This window comes from Finegoldia sp. P1-F-LS (assembly GCF_052932205.1).
In genome coordinates, this window is sequence record NZ_JBRFJH010000005.1 from 1 (window position 1) to 20,357 (window position 20,357).

18 protein-coding genes, 1 tRNA gene and 1 other RNA gene are annotated in these 20,357 nt (G+C 31.7%); 9 read left to right on the plus strand and 11 right to left on the minus strand.

Translation table 11 applies throughout. From position 1 onward, the window contains the following. Positions 1-125 precede the first annotated feature (125 nt). The 4 genes from grdA (ACU68Y_RS05340) to ACU68Y_RS05355 form a co-directional block, all read right to left on the minus strand. A complete protein-coding gene (gene grdA / locus ACU68Y_RS05340; protein ID WP_080545251.1) occupies positions 126-602 on the minus strand; it encodes a glycine/sarcosine/betaine reductase complex selenoprotein A in 477 nt (158 codons plus the stop codon). Positions 603-661: 59 nt separating this feature from the next. Continuing rightward, positions 662-1,954, minus strand: coding sequence for a glycine/sarcosine/betaine reductase component B subunit (locus ACU68Y_RS05345; protein WP_002837524.1), 1,293 nt, complete (start codon positions 1,952-1,954; stop codon positions 662-664). A 107-nt stretch (positions 1,955-2,061) separates the two neighbouring features. After that, positions 2,062-2,382, minus strand: a complete 321-nt coding sequence (trxA, locus tag ACU68Y_RS05350) for a thioredoxin TrxA (RefSeq protein WP_002835444.1) — start codon at positions 2,380-2,382, stop codon at positions 2,062-2,064. 21 nt (positions 2,383-2,403) lie between these two features. Next, complete coding sequence (locus ACU68Y_RS05355; protein ID WP_002837523.1) at positions 2,404-2,778, minus strand: GrdX family protein; 375 nt, start codon at positions 2,776-2,778, stop codon at positions 2,404-2,406. 332 nt (positions 2,779-3,110) lie between these two features. Between ACU68Y_RS05355 and selA the strand changes: the two genes are divergently transcribed. Continuing rightward, positions 3,111-4,517 (plus strand): L-seryl-tRNA(Sec) selenium transferase, encoded by a 1,407-nt coding sequence (gene selA / locus ACU68Y_RS05360; RefSeq protein ID WP_035111905.1) that lies wholly within the window; start codon positions 3,111-3,113, stop codon positions 4,515-4,517. 281 nt (positions 4,518-4,798) lie between these two features. Beyond that, the gene (locus tag ACU68Y_RS05365; protein ID WP_304151534.1) at positions 4,799-5,932 is read left to right on the plus strand and encodes a YkvI family membrane protein; all 1,134 of its coding nucleotides are present in this window, start codon (positions 4,799-4,801) and stop codon (positions 5,930-5,932) included. Positions 5,933-6,124: 192 nt separating this feature from the next. Here the strand turns inward: ACU68Y_RS05365 and grdA (ACU68Y_RS05370) are convergent, their stop codons facing one another. Continuing rightward, on the minus strand, positions 6,125-6,601 hold the full coding sequence (gene grdA, locus ACU68Y_RS05370; protein ID WP_080503388.1) for a glycine/sarcosine/betaine reductase complex selenoprotein A: 477 nt from the start codon (positions 6,599-6,601) through the stop codon (positions 6,125-6,127). A gap of 175 nt (positions 6,602-6,776) precedes the next feature. Next, positions 6,777-7,709, minus strand: a complete 933-nt coding sequence (gene trxB / locus ACU68Y_RS05375) for a thioredoxin-disulfide reductase (RefSeq protein ID WP_002837510.1) — start codon at positions 7,707-7,709, stop codon at positions 6,777-6,779. Between the two features lie 441 nt (positions 7,710-8,150). On the opposite strand from trxB, the gene ACU68Y_RS05380 reads away from it, so the two are divergent. Next, positions 8,151-9,542, plus strand: coding sequence for an alanine/glycine:cation symporter family protein (locus tag ACU68Y_RS05380; RefSeq protein WP_002841417.1), 1,392 nt, complete (start codon positions 8,151-8,153; stop codon positions 9,540-9,542). Positions 9,543-9,784: 242 nt separating this feature from the next. Here ACU68Y_RS05380 and ffs read toward each other — a convergent pair. The 3 genes from ffs to ACU68Y_RS05395 all read right to left on the minus strand — a co-directional run bounded on the left by ffs (position 9,785) and on the right by ACU68Y_RS05395 (position 10,561). Further along, an RNA gene (ffs, locus tag ACU68Y_RS05385) (signal recognition particle sRNA large type) lies at positions 9,785-10,048 on the minus strand. Next, positions 10,048-10,138, minus strand: a tRNA-Ser gene (locus ACU68Y_RS05390). Before ACU68Y_RS05390 ends, ffs begins: the two co-directional genes overlap by 1 nt. Positions 10,139-10,309: 171 nt before the next feature. Beyond that, positions 10,310-10,561: a GlsB/YeaQ/YmgE family stress response membrane protein gene (locus ACU68Y_RS05395; protein WP_002837517.1), complete on the minus strand. Its 252-nt coding sequence runs from the start codon at positions 10,559-10,561 to the stop codon at positions 10,310-10,312. Positions 10,562-10,749: 188 nt separating this feature from the next. Between ACU68Y_RS05395 and ACU68Y_RS05400 the strand changes: the two genes are divergently transcribed. Genes ACU68Y_RS05400 through ACU68Y_RS05410 form a run of 3 tightly spaced genes read left to right on the plus strand, consistent with a single transcriptional unit; the run spans position 10,750 to position 14,667 of the window. Further along, positions 10,750-11,649, plus strand: a complete 900-nt coding sequence (locus ACU68Y_RS05400; RefSeq protein WP_002841399.1) for a Ppx/GppA phosphatase family protein — start codon at positions 10,750-10,752, stop codon at positions 11,647-11,649. 1 nt (position 11,650) lies between these two features. Then, entirely contained in the window at positions 11,651-13,837 is a 2,187-nt protein-coding gene (locus ACU68Y_RS05405; RefSeq protein ID WP_316449165.1) for an RNA degradosome polyphosphate kinase, read from the plus strand. A gap of 47 nt (positions 13,838-13,884) precedes the next feature. Further along, positions 13,885-14,667 (plus strand): Mrp/NBP35 family ATP-binding protein, encoded by a 783-nt coding sequence (locus tag ACU68Y_RS05410; RefSeq protein ID WP_002838559.1) that lies wholly within the window; start codon positions 13,885-13,887, stop codon positions 14,665-14,667. Between the two features lie 63 nt (positions 14,668-14,730). On the opposite strand, the gene ftsH is transcribed toward ACU68Y_RS05410, so the two are convergent. Further along, positions 14,731-16,617, minus strand: coding sequence for an ATP-dependent zinc metalloprotease FtsH (gene ftsH / locus ACU68Y_RS05415; protein WP_446755323.1), 1,887 nt, complete (start codon positions 16,615-16,617; stop codon positions 14,731-14,733). A 9-nt stretch (positions 16,618-16,626) separates the two neighbouring features. Then, complete coding sequence (locus tag ACU68Y_RS05420; RefSeq protein WP_060790100.1) at positions 16,627-17,064, minus strand: MarR family winged helix-turn-helix transcriptional regulator; 438 nt, start codon at positions 17,062-17,064, stop codon at positions 16,627-16,629. Between the two features lie 123 nt (positions 17,065-17,187). Between ACU68Y_RS05420 and ACU68Y_RS05425 the strand changes: the two genes are divergently transcribed. Genes ACU68Y_RS05425 through ACU68Y_RS05435 form a run of 3 tightly spaced genes read left to right on the plus strand, consistent with a single transcriptional unit; the run spans position 17,188 to position 20,355 of the window. Further along, the gene (locus tag ACU68Y_RS05425) at positions 17,188-17,862 is read left to right on the plus strand and encodes a hypothetical protein (RefSeq protein WP_316449164.1); all 675 of its coding nucleotides are present in this window, start codon (positions 17,188-17,190) and stop codon (positions 17,860-17,862) included. Beyond that, positions 17,862-19,400 carry a ClC family H(+)/Cl(-) exchange transporter gene (locus tag ACU68Y_RS05430; protein WP_232501043.1) on the plus strand — a complete coding sequence of 513 codons (1,539 nt, stop codon included), beginning with the start codon at positions 17,862-17,864 and terminating at the stop codon, positions 19,398-19,400. The genes ACU68Y_RS05425 and ACU68Y_RS05430 overlap by 1 nt, the downstream gene beginning before the upstream one ends. Then, complete coding sequence (locus tag ACU68Y_RS05435; protein ID WP_004167013.1) at positions 19,393-20,355, plus strand: hypothetical protein; 963 nt, start codon at positions 19,393-19,395, stop codon at positions 20,353-20,355. The genes ACU68Y_RS05430 and ACU68Y_RS05435 overlap by 8 nt, the downstream gene beginning before the upstream one ends. The last annotated feature ends 2 nt before the right edge of the window (positions 20,356-20,357 follow it).

A 20,357-nucleotide genomic window follows, 5' to 3' on the forward strand; every position in this document is an offset into this window, starting at 1 on the left:
AACCCTATTTTTAAATTCTTAAACTCTAGGGTATTTTTTCATGCTTATTTTTATTCAGTTTTTATCAATATCAATTCTTATATTTTTAGCATTTTACCTCTTGACTTTTAATAGTTAGTCTTTCTTTATAAAAATTTACAATAATCGCTTCTGATATCGTTCATTTCTTCAGCGATTTCATCAACGTCAAGAACCATTTCCATCATACCAACTTGTTCATCATAAACGTCAGCATCGAATTGTTCTTTACATTCTTCTTCTACAACATGGTAAACTAACAATCCAAGTTCAACGCCTGCTAATGGGCCTGCGAATGTTGGGTCACCTGCTGTTACTGTTTCAGCTGCAAGACCTGCAGCTTCAGCTTCTGCGGCACCTAGAAGAACCACTACGTTTTCAGCTCCGTATTGTTCAGCGAAGTCTTTAACTCTCTTTTGGTTTTCTAAGTCCATAGCTCCTGCACTAGTTCAGACGAAACATTCTGTAGATGAGAAAATTACTTCTGTGTTAGGAACTGTGTTTACACATGTTTCAATTGCAAGACCTGGAATTCCATCACGGTCTCCAATTATGATAACTTTTTTATTTTCTAAAAATCCCATAACTATCCTTTCTTAAGTTTATATTTTGTTTATATTTTTGAATAAATCTTTTTTATTAATTAATAAGTTTTTGCTGTTAATCTGTTGAATCCAGTTTCGTTAGTAGCACCAGTAATTGCTTGGATTTCTACTTCGATAGTACCGTCATCTTTTAATGCTCCATCAGATCCACCAGCGATTGTGTCAACGAATTGGATGTGACCAATTACTTTGTCCATCTTTGGTAAAGTGATGAATTGGTTAGCATTACCACCAGTTACTACTGCGTTTGCAGCTGGGTCAGCGTCTGCTAATGATTGAGAAGCACCGTCACGTCCTGCATATTCATCAGTGATGATAACAGTCTTGATTCCTTTACCTTCAATCTTCTTACAGTTCATGATTAAGTCAGTATCTGGGTTACCGAAACCTTCTTGTGATACGATAGCAGCGTCAGCTCCTAAGAATTCACAAAGTTTTGCAGTCATGTCAGAGTGTCTGATCTTATCCATCAAGTATACATTTTCGTTAGTAATTACAACTCCTAAGAAGTTGATTGATTTACCGTGTTCTTTGTATAATTCTCTGATTACACCATTGTTTAGGTGAACGTAAGTTGGGTTTTTGTCACAAGCACTTACACAGTTACCTGAACAAATAGCTCCGTCCATGATTTCAGTTGGGTATAAGAAAGTTGGAATAATTTTCTTAGCGTCAACTCCATAAACATAAGTGTCGTGTAATAAACCTTGAGTTTGTAACATGTAAACATATACAACTTTTGGTAATTCTGGATATTGTTTAACTTGTTCTAAGATTGGAAGAGTTTCGAATGTTTCCCATTCATCTGCTTCTAAATCTTTTGCTAATCTACCGATGAAATCAGTGATTCTTAAACCAGCCATTCTAACGCCAGCTTCGTGATTGTGTTGTTTAACACCTTCAACTGGTTCGATAGTTACTACTAAGTTAACTGTCTTAGAGAATGGAGTGTATTCAGCACCTAAACCTGACATGTCGATGATACCTTCTTGGAATCCTACGATTTTACCTGTTGTAACAACAGCAATGTCTTTAAGAGCGATAGTTTTACCTGAACCAACAGGATCAACTTTGTTTAATATTCCTGGGAATATTTCTCCACCTTCAACTTTAACTCTTGGTTCGTTAACATCCTTTACTGGTGTTATACGAGTGCTTTCACCTGGATGAGCGATATCAAAATCAATTGATTCTAAGTGTTCGTCATCAGCTACACCTGATACATCTGCTAATTCTTTCTTATTAAGATACAAAATGTGGTCTTCGATTCTTGACTCACCTTCATCAAAGATGATGTCTTTAATAAAAATCTTACCTAATTCAAGACGCATATCTTAACCTCCTATAATAATTTTTTATTTAAACTCAATAGGGGAGTGACCCCTAATGAGTTTTAACCTAATTTACTTCTACTTTAATCTTTTAATCTAGCTTAAGATTAGTTGTAGTGTTTTTGGATCATAGCTTCTATGTTTTCCAAATTAGCGTCATCTTTATTGATTTCATCAATTTTTTGACCGTCTTTGTACATTAACATAGTTGGTAATCCTAATACTTGTTGTTTGATAGCAACTCTTCTTGCTGAAGTAATGTTTAGTGAACAGAATTTAATTTTGTCACCGTATTTTTCAGCTAATTCATGAACGCCTGGCATAAGTGCCTTACATGGTTCACAACCGTCACTCCAGAAGTCTACGAATACTAATCCTTCAGCTTCTAATACTTCTGGTTCAAAAGTTTTCTTGTCTAATTCTAACATTTCAAATGCCTCCTAAAATTTTTATATTAATATTCTATCCAAAGTTTGACTAATAATGTCAAAATCAACAACTCTGAAATCATCAAGGATTTCAGCTGGCCAACGCTTTGGCTTAGAAATATTCATAAACTTAGTTGCAGTATTGATACATTCTTCAATCATCATCAAAGAGTCCGTATCAAATTTGTCACCCTTTTCTAATATAACAGATCTAAAAACTGTTTCATTTGGTTTTACTGATCCGTAAAGTGGGTGAGTTACTAGGCGATAATTTTGATGAATTAAATCGCGTGCTTTTTTCAAAATCCCGATATAGTCGATATCCATGTATTCAACTTTTATATCAGATCTTTTGATAGCATCTTTAAAATATTCATTGTTTGTGATTAATAACATCTTTTACCCTACCTGTCTTTTGATTCGTTATTAGCTATCTTTCAAGCTCAGTATTATTATATAACAAAATCACACAAAAGTAATCATATATAGAAAATCATAATAACCGCTCATAAAAAATCACAAATTCCTTTAATATATAAAATTTAATTTGTTAAAACAGAAACATAAATCTGTAAATAAAAAACTGGAATTATTTTCTAATTTAAAAAGTGATTACTACAATACAATCCTTATATGATAGACAATTCTCTGCTCTTATATTATAATTTACTCATAAGTTAATGTCAAATACGTATATATTATATAGAAGAAAATGGAGGCAAATAAAAATGGGAATTGATTTAAAAGAAATGTTTAAGAAACTTCCACAAGTTTCAGAAATTTTAGAATCGGAAGAAATTTTACAAGCGTACGAAGAATATCCTGAAAGTTTAATAAAAGATTCAGTAAGAGAATCAATAGAATTTTTTAGAAATAGAATATTAAATAAAGAAGAGTTTGACTTTTATAACAAAGATGTTATTGACAAGGCATTTGAATTGATGGACAAAAACTTCTCGCCATCATTGAAGCCTGTAATAAATGCAACAGGAGTTATTTTACATACAAACCTTGGTAGATCATTATTAAATGAAAAAGTAGTCGATAACTTATGCAAAATTGCTGGGAATTATTCTAACTTAGAATATGACTTAGATGAAGGGAAAAGAGGCTCAAGATATGTCCATGCTGTAGAACTTTTGAAAAGAATTACAAAAGCTGAAGATGCTGTAGTAGTAAATAACAATGCGTCGGCAGTTTTTCTTACTCTAAATACTTTGGCTCAAAACAAAGAAGCTATTATAAGTAGGGGAGAATTGGTAGAAGTTGGAGGATCTTTTAGAATATCTTCCATTATGGAAAAATCTGGAGCGAAGTTAGTAGAAGTTGGTTCAACGAACAAAACGCACATGTACGATTATGAAGATAATATTAATGAAGAAACTGCTCTTATTATGAAGGTTCACACTTCAAATTATTCTGTAGTAGGATTTAGTGAAAGTGTAAGTGGAGATGAATTGAGGCAATTGTGTGATGAAAAAGGAATACATTTAATAGAAGATTTGGGTTCTGGTTCTTTAATAGATTTGTCAAAGTTTGGTCTAAGCTACGAAAGAACTGTCAAAGACTGTATTAATGAAGGAATTGATTTGGTATCATTCTCTGGTGACAAGATTTTAGGTGGTCCACAAGCTGGAATTATTGTAGGTAAGAAAGAATTGATATCTAAGATTAAGAAAAATCAATTATTAAGAGCATTCAGAGTTGACAAGTTTACATTAGGAGCATTGGAAGAAACACTCAAATTTTACTTAGATGAAGAAAAAGCAATTGCAAATATTCCTACTTTGAAGATGATATCTATGCCAAAAGAAGAAATTCTTCGAAAAGCAGAAAAACTAAAGTCTATGATTGAAAAAGAAGTAGATTTGAATATGGAAATTGTTGAATCGCAAAGCGAAGTGGGAGGCGGGGCATATCCGTTAGATAAATTAGATTCATATTCAATTGCTATAAAACCAGATATGAAGGTGTCTGAATTTGAAAGAGGTCTCAGATTATCAAAGGATCACATTATAGGAACGGTTCACGATGATACATTCTTCATGGATTTAAGATGTATTTTTGAAAAAGATTTTGAAAGAATTGTAAAAGTGATTAAACTCAATACTATTTTGAAAAAAATGCCAATGTGATTTAACTGAATATTATTATAAAAATCTTATATGAAAATCCCGAATTGATAATTCGGGATTTTTGATTTATTGAACAAAAATTTTAGAAAAATTGTAGGAAAAAATTTACAAATTGAGATTAAATATGTTATAATGACTAAACAGGATTTAATCCTTGTTTTTTTATTGTTTACTATTTTAATGTAAAAATATTAGGTTAATTTATATTTAACTCTTTGCATTTTTTGGAAAACGATACACTTATAATATCAATCGGAAGAAAAATCAATAGGAGGTAATTTATGAAACAAAAATATAACATAGGTCAGGTAATCACCTATGCAGGAGCGTTTATCGCTTTACTTATTGGATCTGGATTTGCAACGGGCCAAGAAATTTTACAATTCTTTTCTTCGTATAGATTATATGGATTAATCGGAATTATGATTTGTTTCGGATTGTTTACGTTTGCAGGATTATCATTTTTGAATGATGGTTATTATCAAAAATTTGAAAAACCAAATGATATTTACAAGTTGATGTGTGGAAATAAGATAGGTACTATTTTTGACTATTACGCAGTATTTTTTATTTTCTTATCTTACACAGTTATGATTGCTGGTGCGCAAGCAACAGCAGTTCAACATTTTAACGCTCCAAAATATGTTGGTGGCGCTATTATGGCTGCAATTTGTATTACTGTTGTAATGCTTGGTTTAGGCAAAATTGTAGATGTTATCGGTAAAATTGGACCAGTAATAGCAATAATGGCGATAGTTATTGGGATTATTTCAATTATAATGAACATGGACAAGTTGCAATCAAGCTTGGCTCTAATGGACCAATTAGTAAAAGGCGGTCAAGTTAAAGTGGCAAGCAAGAATTTCTTCTTGGCAGCTGGATCTTATGTTGGATTTAACATGATATGGTTGGTTGCTTTCTTGGCTGAAGTTGGTAATAAAGCAAAAAGCTTGAAAGATGCTCAAGCTGGTGTTTATGTAGGTGCTACAGGATTTTCTGTTGCAATATTTATCATGAGTATCGCTATCATATTATCAATTCCTGATTTGTACAATTCACAAATTCCTGTGTTGATTTTGGCAGGAAAAATACATCCAGTATTAGCAACAGTTTTCTCGATTTTTATCATGCTTGGAATATTCACGACATCTGTTCCATTATTATGGACTGTAACTGGAAGATTCTTTAAAGAAGGAACTAAAAAATACAAACTATTTACGTTAATTGCTGGAATTATTGGAGCAATTATCGGATTGACATTAAAATTTGACTCATTAGTAAATGTAGTTTATGTAGTTAATGGTTATATCGGAATGGTATTATTAGCATGGATGATAATTAGAAGTGCATCAGGTAGAGCAAAAAAACAAAACCTAGATGGCGCTAAGAGAAACAATATTGAATATGAAAATTAATTTAAGTCGGCGAATTATTCGCTGACTTTTTTATATGTTCATTTATAAAAATTTACTATTAATCAGATAAATAAATAACAATATAATTTAACCCGAAGTTAAAAAATCAAGAAAAAAACAGCCTAATTAAAGGCTGTTTTCTTTTTAAATAATAATAAGAAGAATATTCACTTTCAAGTGAAATGTTAGATTTTATAAAAATTTACAATATTCGCTTCTGATATCATTCATTTCTTCAGCGATTTCATCAACGTCAAGAACCATTTCCATCATACCAACTTGTTCATCATAAACGTCAGCATCAAATTGTTCTTTACATTCTTCTTCTACAACATGGTAAACTAACAATCCAAGTTCAACGCCTGCTAATGGGCCTGCGAATGTTGGGTCACCTGCTGTTACTGTTTCAGCTGCAAGACCTGCAGCTTCAGCTTCTGCGGCACCTAGAAGAACCACGATGTTTTCAGCTCCGTATTGTTCAGCGAAGTCTTTAACTCTCTTTTGGTTTTCTAAGTCCATAGCTCCTGCGCTAGTTCAGACAAAGCATTCAGTACTTGAGAAGATTACTTCTGTGTTAGGAACAGTGTTTACACATGTTTCAATTGCAAGACCTGGAATTCCATCACGGTCTCCAATGATTATAACTTTTTTATTTTCTAAAAAACCCATAATACATCCTTTCTTTAATTAAAAATTTTATTTTTCATTCCCTCAAAAGAATGAAATTACCACAATCGAACGCCTATCGTTCGTTGACATCATTATAATATCATAATTAAAAAAAATTGCAAATTTCACAGTGGAAATTTGCAATTCTTTTATAGAAAATCTCAATAAATGAAAATTAGAATTTATCTACGTATTTTTCAGCTTGAGTAGCAGCGATAGCACCGTCAGCTGCAGCAGTAACTACTTGACGTAAAGTTTTTTGTCTAACATCACCAGCTACATAAACGCCTTCAACGTTAGTATGCATTTCTTCATCGCCTAAAATATATCCATATTCGTCTAATTCAATCTTGCCTTTGAATACATCAGAGTAAGGAATAGTACCTACGAATACGAATACACCCATTGTTCCGTCATCTTCGTCACAGTGATATTCTTCTTCTTTTCCAGATTCTTTGTCAACCATAACGATTGATTCCAAGATTCCTTCACCTTTAATTTCTTTAATAGAAGTGTTGAATCTCATTGATAAGTTATCGCAAGCTTTTGCTTCATCTTCAGCAGTCTTATCACATTTTAAGTGATCGCCTCTAACTAAAAGAGTAACTTTTCTAGCGAATTTTGTTAAGTAAGTAGCTTCTTCAACAGCAGAGTTACCACTACCAACAACGAATACTTCTAAGTCAGTAAAGAAATCTGCGTCGCAAGTTGCGCAGTAAGATACACCTTTACCAGTGAATTCTTTTTCACCAGGGCATCCTAATTTTCTTGGAGCAGCACCAGTTGCAATAATAACAGCTTTAGCTTCTAATACATCTCCATTTTTTAATGTAAGTTTTTTAACTTTGTCTGAAAAGTCAACGTCTACAACATCTGCTCTTCTAATTTCAAGACCGAAGTTGTCGATTTGGTCAGCCATTTTTTTGATTAAGCTTGGACCAGATTCTCCAACGATTCCACCTGGATAGTTTTCAATAGAATCAGTAGTAGTGATTTGACCACCAGTTTTTTCTTTTTCAACTATCAATGTGTTCATCTTAGCACGTGCAGCGTATAAACCAGCTGATAAACCAGCAGGGCCAGCACCAATAATAATTAAATCATACATGTAAATTCACTCCTTAAAATTTCTTTTGAGTAAGAACTCTATAAATAATAATATCACAAATAATCAAAAAAATCACTATTAAGCAGTTTTTTGGAAGAAAAAACTAATTATGACAAAAATGTAACAATTCAAACATTAGTGTAATATAGCAATTAGTTTACAATAAAACGAAAAATATTTGTAAAATAACAAAAATTTTAGTAAAGTTGTTGATTTTTAAAAAAAACATAGTATAATAATAGTAAGAGATATGAAAAGATTTTCATAAGTGATTTGGTTAGAGTTACTTAAGTCAAGCATTCGCATTAATTTTATTTAATAATCCAGGATATAAAACAAAAAATGCTTGACATAAACAAATTTGAGAGAAGATTTGTTGTATCATATTTTAATCACAATAAAGGTTTTCAAGTATCTCAAAAAATTTAAGGAGGAAATATTATGGATCAAAAAGTATTGAACGATACCATAGTGGCCATTAACAGTTTTCTAAGTAATAATATTTTATTAATTGCACTTTTAGGTTGCGGTATTTTCTACACAATCTATTCAAAAGGTGTTCAATTTAGAAAATTAGGCGCAGCATTTAAACAAACTTTTGGAGGAGTTTTCTCAAAAGAAAAGAAATCTGAGGAAGAAGGAGTATCTTCTTTCCAAGCATTAGCAGTAGCTATAGCAGCTCAAGTAGGTACTGGAAACGTTGCAGGGGTTGCAACAGCTATCATGGCAGGTGGTCCAGGAGCAATATTCTGGATGTGGTTAGCAGCAATACTAGGTATGGCTACAATCTACGCCGAAGCAGTTTTAGCACAAAAATTTAGAGAAAAAGACGATGAAGGCAACTTCGTCGGAGGTCCTGCATATTATATTAAAAATGGTATTGGACCAAAACATCCTGGATTAGCAAAAGTAATGTCAACAGCATTTGCAATTTTAATCGTAATTGCATTAGGATTCGTAGGTAACATAGTTCAATCAAACTCAATTGCAACAAGTGTTGTAGCAGCTACTGGTGGTAAACTTAATCCTATTATTGTAGGTATTGTAGTTGCAGTATTAGCTGGTGGAGTATTCATCGGTGGTATTAAGAGAATTGCGAACTTTGCTCAATTGGTAGTTCCTTTCATGGCATTAGTTTATATAATAGCTGCAATTATAATGATGGTTAAATTCCACTCTCACATTATTCCAGCATTCAAACTTATCTTTGAAGCAGCTTTCAATCCAGAAGCAGCTCTTGGTGGTGCATTAGGTATTACAATTAAAATGGCAGCAGCTAAAGGTGTTGGTAGAGGATTATTCTCTAACGAAGCTGGTATGGGTTCTACACCACACGCTCACGCTACAGCTAATGTAGCTCACCCTGTATTACAAGGTTACACAGCTATGGTTGGTGTATTCATCGATACAATAGTTATTTGTACAGTAACAGCATTAATGATTTTAGTTACAGAAGCTTGGACAGATAAAAGTCTTAATGGTGCATTAGTTACTCAAGAAGCTTTTACTAGAGCTTTTGGACCTACTGGTACAATTTTACTTGCGGTTGCATTAGGATTCTTCGCATTTACAACAATCGTTGGTTGGTACTACTTCGGTGAAACAAACATCAGATTCTTATTCGGTCATAAAGGTTTGTGGCCATACAGAATTTTAGTATTGTTATGTATCATTGCAGGTTCTTTACAAGAAGTAGACTTAGTATGGAACACAGCTGACTTAACAAACTCACTAATGGTTATACCAAACATTATCGCTATCATTATGCTTCATAAACACGTTAAGAATATGACTTTACATTATGAAACAAATGGTAAAGAAGGTTCATTATAAAATAAGTCAAGATTTATTTATAAGAGATAAAAAGCATCACGAAAGTGGTGCTTTTTATTTGGTTAAAAGCATTTTAAATACGATTCATGAAAACTTGAATTTGATTTATTGGAAAGTAATATAAATTTAATAGGGAAAATGCATATAAAATTAATAGAAATTATTTAAAAATCAGGATTTGAAACCATAAATAAATTAAAAAATTGCAAAAAAAAAATACCATAAAAGTCTGGTAAATATGTAAGCACACCCGAGTCTGTTAGAAAAAGCGGAGGCGATCCCTACTAGTTAGCTCAAAATAGGCACCCTCACATCACACAGGAATGACTGCTTATGGCTGCTACCTTCCGATCCTGACCAGGTTCACAGGTTCCTGTTGCGTGAGACCCACTTCTCAACACCACTTTTTAAGTTCATACCAACACTTTTAATCCCTCGCTCGGGAATTCGATCCTGCTGTAGCGATTGCAGGTAACAGGGCATCGCTAATTCCCCATCTAGTGCATGGCGGAGAGTAAGGGATTCGAACCCTTGAAACACGTTAATGTTTACATGATTTCCAATCATGCTCCTTCGGCCAACTCGGACAACTCTCCATATCATATTGTTAAATTATAATATGATAATTAATATTTGTCAAATTTTTACATTATTTATAATTGTAGATTTTTGATGATAAATTTGAAAGAAAATTGATGATTTTCAATAAAATTTTTCAACAAAAAAGTAGTATGTCGAAAAAGACATACTACATAAAATCAAATTGATTATTTCTTTTTAATTTTGTTAATAATAGATAGTAAGATTACTGAACCTAAAATTGCAACTAAAATGCTGTAAAGGTTGAATCCATTTACTCCGCTTTTTCCGATAATACTCATTACCCAGCCACCGATTGTAGCTCCGACAATTCCGCATAGGATGTTAGCACCTGCTCCCATGTTTGCATCGTTGCCAGTAATTTTAGATCCTATCCATCCTGCTAATGCTCCTACTATAATCCATGAAATAATTCCCATACATAATACCTCCTTAAAGTATTCTAATTTATTACAATTTATTTATACCCGTATGATTTAAATTATAAACACATTTAACAAAAATTTGACATATTCTGTAAAAATAATGTAAATTTAACGAAAAATTATTGTAAATTTGACAATTTAACTGATAAAATATAGTAAAATTATATTAAAGAGGTGTTTTTATGATTTATGCTGTTATTGATATAGGATCGAATACAATTAGATTATCGGTTTATAAAGTTATAGGAGATGAAGTTAAGAATCTTTTTAATGAAAAATCAAGTGCATCACTTGCGTCATTCATAGAAAAAGGAATGATGAACGAACATGGGATTCAAAAGTTGATTAATACACTAAAAGAATTTAAGAATTTGATTTCAAATTTTGAAGATATTTCAAAAACATATGCAATCGCTACTGCATCCATTAGAAATTCTTGTAATAGACGAGAAATTATTGAAAGAGTTCGAACAGAAGTGGGAATAGACATTGAACTTATAAGTGGAGAAGAGGAAGCAAAGTTATCTTTTTTAGGATCTGGAATAGATTCTCAAAGCGGCATATTGACGGATATAGGTGGTGGAAGTAGTGAGATTGTAGTATTTGAGCAGGGAAAAGTTGTGAAGACTTCTAGTTTGAATATAGGTTCACTAGTTGCTTTTGATAATTTTGCAAGAGGATTATTCATTACTAAAGATGAGAAAAAATTATTGGAAGATGATATAAAATTAATGATTGCTTCAAATAATCTCAACAGAGTTCAACACGATCTTGTGTGTGCTGTAGGTGGAAGTGCCAGAGCATGCCTTAAACTTTACAACGAATATTATGACAAGGAAGCTGGTAATGTAATTATTACTATGGATGGTTTGAAAAACCTTATTAATACACTTATAAATATGGAAAACAGAGCAAAGATGAAATTGATTTTAAAAGTTAAAGCAGATAGAATCCACACATTGATTCCAGGAATGATAATTTTGTATAGAATTGCAAAATATTTCTACGCAGACATTATAAGAGTTAGTATGACTGGTATTAGAGAAGGATTCGTCTACAATAAGATATTAGAAAGGGGATAAAATGAACGATATTTCATTCACCCAAAATAGGGAATTATCATGGTTAAAATTTAATGAAAGAGTGCTTGAGGAAGCAGCAGATAAAAGTGTAGAATTATTTGAAAGAGTTAAGTTTTTTTCTATATTTGATACTAATTTTGAAGAATTTTTCATGGTAAGAGTTGGAAGTCTAACAGATATCAATGATATGAAAAAAAAGGTCATTGACAACAAAACTCTTATGAGCACCCAAGAACAGATTGATTGCATTATGGATGAATCTAAAAGGTTGTATGAGAAAAAAGATACTGTGTATGAGGATTTGAAGCAAGATTTACAAGAAGAAAATGTAACTATTTGTAGAGTTAATGAATTAGATGATAAGGAAAAAAGACTTGTTTATTATTATTTTAACTCTACCATTGCTCCTATATTGAGTTTTCAAATAGTAGATAGAGTTCATCCTTTTCCACAAATTCCAAACCTTGCAATTGTGGTTTTATTTCAATTAACATCTCAATCAAAAAACAAAAAGCATTTTATGGGGCTTATTCAACTTCCTGATAAAATAAAAAGATATGTAAAATTATCTGACACAAAAGTTGTGCTTATTGAAGATATCATTAGAGAATTTGGTCAAGAAATATTTGATAACTACGATTGTACATCAAAGTACATATTGTCTGTAACTCGAAATGCAGATATAGAATATGACGATGAGGATTTGGAATTTGATGATGATTACAGATCATACATGAAAAAGATGATTAAACTCAGAAAAAGACTTAGACCTGTAAGACTTGAAATCAACGAATATCCTAATGAAGAAACAAGGGAATTCTTGTTGAAAAACCTGAATTTGACAGAGCATCGTATGTTTGTAACTAAAAGTCCTATGAGATGTGGATTTTTGTTTGATTTAGTGTATGATATGCCAAAGAATGTAATTAAAAAGTATACTTATGAGGATTTTTCTCCACAAGAATCTTCGATGATTTCAAAAGAAAAATCAGTTATAGAACAAGTTTACGATAAAGATTTGTTCCTATCATTTCCTTATGAATCAATTGATCCATTTATTAGACTTTTGAATGAGGCTGCAGAAGATGAGTCGGTAGTTTCCATCAAGATTACAATTTATAGATTGGCTAAAGATTCTGAAATCACTAAAGCCTTGATAAAAGCCGCTGAGAATGGCAAAGAGGTTGTGGTTCTTATGGAATTGAGAGCTAGATTTGATGAAGAAAATAATATTTTGTGGTCATCGAGATTAGAAAATGCTGGTTGTAGAATAATATATGGATTTGATCACTATAAGTGCCATTCAAAAGTTTGTTTGATTACCAAGATTAAAGATGAAAAGATTTCTTATATTACACAAGTGGGTACGGGAAATTATAACGAAAAAACATCGAAACTCTACACTGATTTTTCTTATATGACAACAAGACAAGAAATAGGTGAAGATGCGAAGGAACTTTTCGATAATTTTTTGTTGGGGAATTTGAATGGTGAATACAAGCATTTGATGGTGAGTCCTCATTCTATGCAAGTTGGACTAGATAAATTAATCGATGAGCAAATTGAAAAAGCAAAAGTATCCGAAGATGGTTATATAAGAATTAAAATGAACTCGATTTCTGATAGAAAACTTATCGACAAATTATCCAAGGCTTCATGCAAGGGAGTTAAGATTGATTTGATGGTGAGAGGAATTTGCTGTTTGGTTCCAGGAATAAAAGATAAGACTGAAAATATAAATGTTTATCAAGTTGTTGGAAGGTTTTTGGAACATCATAGAATTTATCAATTTGGTAAGGCCGAAAACTGTAAACTTTACATTTCTTCTGCAGATTTTATGACTAGAAATATCAGAAAAAGAGTGGAAGTTGCAGTTCCAATCTATGATGATTACATTAAGCACAGAATATTAAATTTTATGGATATAATGTTTGCCGATGATACGAAAATAAGAAAACTAAATTCTGATAAATCATATTCTAAGGTTGAAAATACTGAAAATAAAAACGCACAAGAAATTCTAATAGATATTGCAAAAGAAAATTCCGTAAAAAGAAATTTGCAATCAGATGATAATAGAGTTATTAGCTCACATTCTAATAAAACTATAAATTCAGATAATAATGATAATAAAAGGATAACTGTATTCGACAAAATTAAGAATTTCTTTAAAAACTTGACACATTAATAAATTATGTGAGAATATTTAGGTATAATTTTTAATGGGGTGAAATTATGACAGAAAGAAAAGTTCCTAATTTTTTGATTGAATCAAACACAGGAAGTAATATAAAAAACATCGTTGGAATAGTGAGTGGTAAAGGTGGGGTAGGAAAGAGCCTTGTCACTTGTTTATTGGCAAACGAAATGGCAAAAAAAGGATATAAAGTTGGTATCATGGATGGAGATATTACGGGACCATCTATACCAAAATATTTTGGATTAACTGAAAAGGCAACAGCTGATTCTGAAGGTCACATCAATCCTGTTACAACATCTAATGGAATTAAAGTTATATCAATGAATTTGATGCTTCCAAAAGATGATGATGCAGTAATTTGGAGAGGACCTGTAATCGCTGGAGTTGTTAAACAATTTTATCAAGATGTAAATTGGGGAGATTTAGATTATTTATTCGTGGATATGCCACCAGGAACTGGTGATGTACCATTGACTGTGTTCCAATCAATACCAATCAAAGGTATAGTTGTTGCGATGTCACCATCAGGACTTGTAGAAATAATTGTAAAAAAAGCATTGCACATGGCAAAAATGATGGGAAAGAAAGTAATAGGATTAGTTGAAAATATGAGTTACTTGGAATGCCCTGATTGTGGAAAACACATCGAAGTTTTCGGAACAAGTACTGTTGATAAAATTGCACAAGAAGAAAATATAGATACAGTTTGTAAACTTCCAATTAATCCAGAAATTTCAAAATTAACTGAAACTGGAAAAATAAGTGATGTTGACACAAATTATTTGGAAAATATTACAAAGAAAATAGAAACTTTATAAATTACAAACAAAAAAACATTCTCTAAATTTGAGCATTACTCAAAATAGAGAATGTTTTTGTTTTTATAAATCGCTAACTGTAGTATCGTCTACTTCTTCTTTTTTAACAGCATTTTCGTCTGTTTCAGGTTTCTTTTCATCTTCAAGATTAAGAATTTCCATGAATTCTTCTCCAGTTATAGTTTCTTTTTCTAGTAAGAATTTTGAAATTTCATGAAGTTTATCGATGTTCTCAGTTAAAATGTTTCTAGCTTTTTCGTGAGCGGATTTTATAATCGATTCGACTTTATTATCGATTTGTCCTGCTTTGTGATCACTTGCAGCTAATGTATTACCGCCGCCAAGATATTTAGAATTTGTAGTTTCCAAACTCATCATATCGAACTCATCAGTCATACCATATTGAGTGACCATTGCACGAGCGATTTTTGTAGCTTTTTCTATATCATTTGAAGCGCCAGTAGTTCTTGTGTTAAACACAACTTCTTCCGCACTTCTTCCTCCTGTTAATGTGACTATCATGTTAAATAGTTCTTCTTTACTCATGAGGAATTTTTCTTCTTGATCTACTTGCATTGTGTAGCCCAACGCACCGCTTGTTCTAGGAATAATTGTAATCTTAGTAACAGGAGCAGAATGTGATTGCATTGCAGCAACTAATGCGTGTCCTACTTCGTGATAAGCTATAAGTTCTTTTTCTTTTGGAGTTATAACTGTGCCTTTTCTTTGTTGACCGGCTATTACAACTTCAACAGACTCTATCAAATCTTCTTGTGTTACGATATTTCCTCCCATTCTTACAGCTCTTAGTGCAGCTTCATTGACTATGTTTGCCAATTGAGCACCACTTGTACCTGCTGTCATCAAAGCAACTGCCTTGTAATCCATATCTTTTTCGATTTTGATTTTACGAGCGTGAACTTTAAGAATATCGATACGTCCTTGTAAATCTGGAAGTTCAACAGGAATTTGTCTGTCGAATCTACCAGGTCTAGTAAGTGCTGGATCCAAAATTTCAGGTCTATTAGTAGCTGCTAATATAACAACTCCTGAATTTCCACTGAAACCGTCCATTTCATTTAATAATTGGTTAAGAGTTTGTTCTCTTTCATCATTACCAGAAATTCCTGCAGTATCACGTCTCTTACCGATAGCATCGATTTCGTCTATGAATACAATACAAGGAGCTTTTTCTGCTGCTTGTTTGAACAAATCACGAACCTTGCTGGCTCCCAATCCGACAAACATTTCAACGAATTCTGAGCCACTCATTGAAAAGAATGGAACTTTTGCTTCACCAGCAACAGCTTGTGCAAGCAAAGTCTTACCAGTTCCAGGAGGCCCTACTAACAAAACTCCTTTTGGTAACACAGCACCAATTTCGTTGTATCTTTTTGGATCGTGCAAGAAATCTACAACTTCTAGCAAAGCATCCTTGGCTTCCTCTTGACCGGCAACATCTGTAAATTTCTTTCCAGTTTGACTTTCAACGTAAATTTTTGCGTTGCTCTTACCAAATTGTAATGCATTGCCGCCCATTTTTTTAGTAGCTTGGCTCATTGCTAATTGCAAGAAACCAAATATTATTATAAATGGTAAAACAAATTGCAAGAAAATTGATAATAGCGGAGCATATTTACTAGGAATATCGCTTGAAAATTGAACTTTGCTGTTCAATAGACGATCGACTAATTTTTCGTCTCTGATCAAACCTGCTTTGTATATAACATTGTTTTGATTCTTAGCTTTGAAATTGATATGAGTGTCTAATATTTTTACCTCTTTAACTTCTCCTTTATCGAGCATTTCGACAAATTTATTATAAGGTACTTCTTCTTCTTTTGTTTTTGAAAAAGTAGGGAAAAGTAAGCCGGCAACCACAGCATATAGAACTATAGCTATAAGATAATAAATTATTATCTTTTTCTTAGATTGCTTATTTTCTTTCATATTGTGCCACTACATTAATTCAACGTTCAATTTTTCGTTCAATAAATTCAAGCTTTTAATAATACTGTTGTATTCTTCGTTAGTTAATTTAATTTGTTTTTTGTATTTTTCAGAAATTTCGTTAACTATGTTTTCGATAATTTTCTTGCCTTTTTCTGTCAAACGAACAGTAACAATTCTTTCGTCTTTTTCAGATCTTTTTCTTGAAACATATCCTTCTTTTTCTAATGCTTTACATAAGTTAGAAATGTTTCCTCCTGCCATACCAACTAACACTCCGATATCACCAATAGTTAAATCGTCGTTTTTTCCTAATTCAAATAAAGTTTTAACTTTCATTATAGTCAATCCATATTTATCTGAAATTGGTGCTAATAAAGCGTCTGTTTTACGATAAGTTTCTCTCAATAATTGAGATAATTCTGTGTTTATTAAATTGTAATCCATACTTCCTCCATTTAATTTTTAAAATATTATGTATTTTGATATAATAAAATACACATAAGTGGTTATCCACTGACTACAGTATATATGTTAATTATATAGAAATTATGGAGATAAATTTAAATTATGGAAAATTTTAATAAAAAAGATTATAAAAAATTGTGGGTTAATTTTAAATCTAGTACACAAGCTATGGACATGCTCGTGATTTTATATAATATAGAAATTTTTGAAATATCGTTGATAACAATAGAATCTGATGTTAACAACAACGTATTGGACTTGATGGATAATTTGGATTGGGATGTTGAAGTTGTATTTTTGAAAGATTTTATGAGTGAAAATGATGTTGTTTTATCGAGATTTTTAGGTGATTTTAAAAATATTGACTTACTTAATTTTTCAGATATGAAATATTTGTCAGAATTTTTTGCAGAAAACAACGAAGCATTAGAATCAATAGATGATATTTTTATGTATGACAAATACATCAAATCAAATGAAAGTAATTTGAGTGTATTAAATGGAAAAAGTGTATTCATGATTACTAATGATACATTTAACAAAAATGATTATACGGATATATTGAATGAAATGTTTGATGAATCATCGGAAAAATTAATTGAAGATTTGTTCTTGTTGTACGCATATTCCAAGAAAGATCATTTTATTTACGCACAAACAAATATAAATATTGATGAAGAAAATAATTTGATAGAAGGCGAAGGAATTGATACGTATATTTCAGTTACATATAATATCGACAGATTTAGAGAATTTTTAGAAAGCGTGATTATTTAATGAATAAAAAGTTTAAAATAGGATCTTCGATGTCGCTTTTCTTAGCGAGTTTATCCATAGGAGTATTTTCAGGTGGATTGGCTGTTTTTTACAGATTTTTGCTAAGTAAATTAGAAGTGGTTAGAAATACTATTTACTCAAACAACAGTTTTCCAAGAGCGATTTTGATCATTGCAGTATCATTTCTGCTTGGAATTTGTGTTAGTAAATTACTTAAATGGGCTCCATTATCAGGTGGTAGTGGTATTCCACAAGTTCAAGGAGAACTTATCGGAGCTTTTAATCAAAATAGTTTCAGAGTTACTATATCCAAAATTGTTGGAGGTGCGATTGCATCGTTAGTGGGACTTTCTTTGGGAAGAGAAGGTCCATCAATACAATTGGGAGCAAGCAGTGCGAAGTGGCTTTCTGAAAAATTCGGAAAGAGCAAAACAGAAGAAAAATTGTACTTGACTGCAGGAGCTGCGGCTGGTCTTTCGGCTGCATTCTCGGCGCCGATTTCTGGGCTTGTGTTTATACTGGAAGAACTTCACAAATCTTTTTCAAAAAAAGTTGTTGCAATTAGTTTTTCAGCAGCAGTAATTGCAGATGTTATTGCAGTTTGGGTCTTCAAAATAAAACCAGTGTTTTCTTTTGGAATGACACATGTTCTTCCTACAAAATATTATTTGTTGATTTTCCCAATGATAATTATTTGCTCTGTTGTTGGGAAATTATTCAACTCTTCAATAACATTTTTCCAAGATGTATTTGCGAAGATTAAGCTAGAACAAGATATAAAAATTGCGATATTTTTTGCATTCGTATCAGTCGTTGGATTGTTTTACAAAGATATTTTAGGTGGTGGACATTCTTTCATAGAAAATATGGCAACACACAATTACAATTCATTTTTTGTTTTGATAATACTTTTGTTGTTCAAAATGTTTATGACATCGACATCTTATGCAACAGGAACTCAAGGTGGTATTTTCTTGCCTGTTTTAGTATTAGGTGGAATTACTGGATTGTTTTATTTTAATTTAATGAGTGCATTTGGATTCGTACAAGATGTTTATTTATCAAATTTTGTTGTTCTCGCTATGGTTTGTGTGCTAACAGCTGTTGTTAGAAGTCCGCTATTGAGTGTTGTCTTGGTATTGGAATTAAATGGTAACATGACACATTTATTGGGACTGGCATTTTGTTCAATCATGGCATATTTTATATGCATGGCGTTGGATTTCGAACCTATTTACGATATTTTGTTGAAGAGAATGTTGAATAAAAGAGTTGTTGGTAAAGGTGTAAACGACGAATTTACAATGTTCGATATAAAACTTGGGTACAATAATGGTGTTTCCAACAAAAAAATCAAAGATATTGATTTTCCAAAAGATGCATTGATTGCTGAAGTGGATTCAAATGGAGAAAAATACGTTCCAAATGGAGATAGCGTACTAAAAACAGGAGATATTGTCACTGTTTTAGTAAAAGATGAACAACTTTACGATACTAGAATGAAAGTTCTCGAAGTTTTTGGAGAAAATAATGGATAAAATAAAAGAAAACTTGAACTATATATTGCTTGCGATAGTTGCACTTCTCGTATGCATCTTGGCATTGATGATGTTTTCTAAGAAAAATGTCTACACTATTAATACTGGAAACAGCACCGTTTTGAAGAAAAACTACGTAGTAACTCATTATGATAACAAGATTTTTATGTACAAAAATGAGGATTTAATTTTAAAGAAGGATTACGACGATAAAAAACCTTATTATTTTGATGGCAAATTTCTCTATTTGATTGATAAAAAGGATTTATTGCAATATAATACAAAAGGAAAGATAAATTCGAAACTTTCGTTTAAATCAGATATAAATTACATTTTTGCGAACAAGGATCACATTATTGTCGATTTAGAAAATGAGTTTTCCATTGTGAATGATATGAAAGTTTTGGAAAGTTTTGATCTTAAAGATGAAGTATCGAGTCTGATAGCATCGAACAAATCAAACTACACTTTCACAACGATTGGAAAGCGCGATGGAAGAATTTTTTCTAAGATTTACATGTACGATGATAAGGGACTTGTTTACAAAAATATATTCATTGACAAACCAATTTTTAGAATGAAGTATGTCGGGGACAATTTGATTGTTGTGTTTGACGGATATATCAAAGTTTTTGACAAGGCTAAGATTATAAAATCAAAATCTTTTGATGGAACAAAAAATGTCGGTATTTCTGATAACAACGTATATGTTATTACAAAAACAGGAGAGCTTTTGATATACGATAAAGATTTGAATTTGGTGAGCCAATCTAAAATAGACGATTCACTAAAAATTTATTCGAATGATAAAAACTGCATATTATATAACCAAAACGGGTATTTTATCTTTGAGGATTCCAAACTAGTGGAATATAAAGCATCCGATCTTAAATCAATAACAGGAGAAGATGATTTTTATTTAATATTTAATAACAGAATAGAAAGGATTAGGTAATT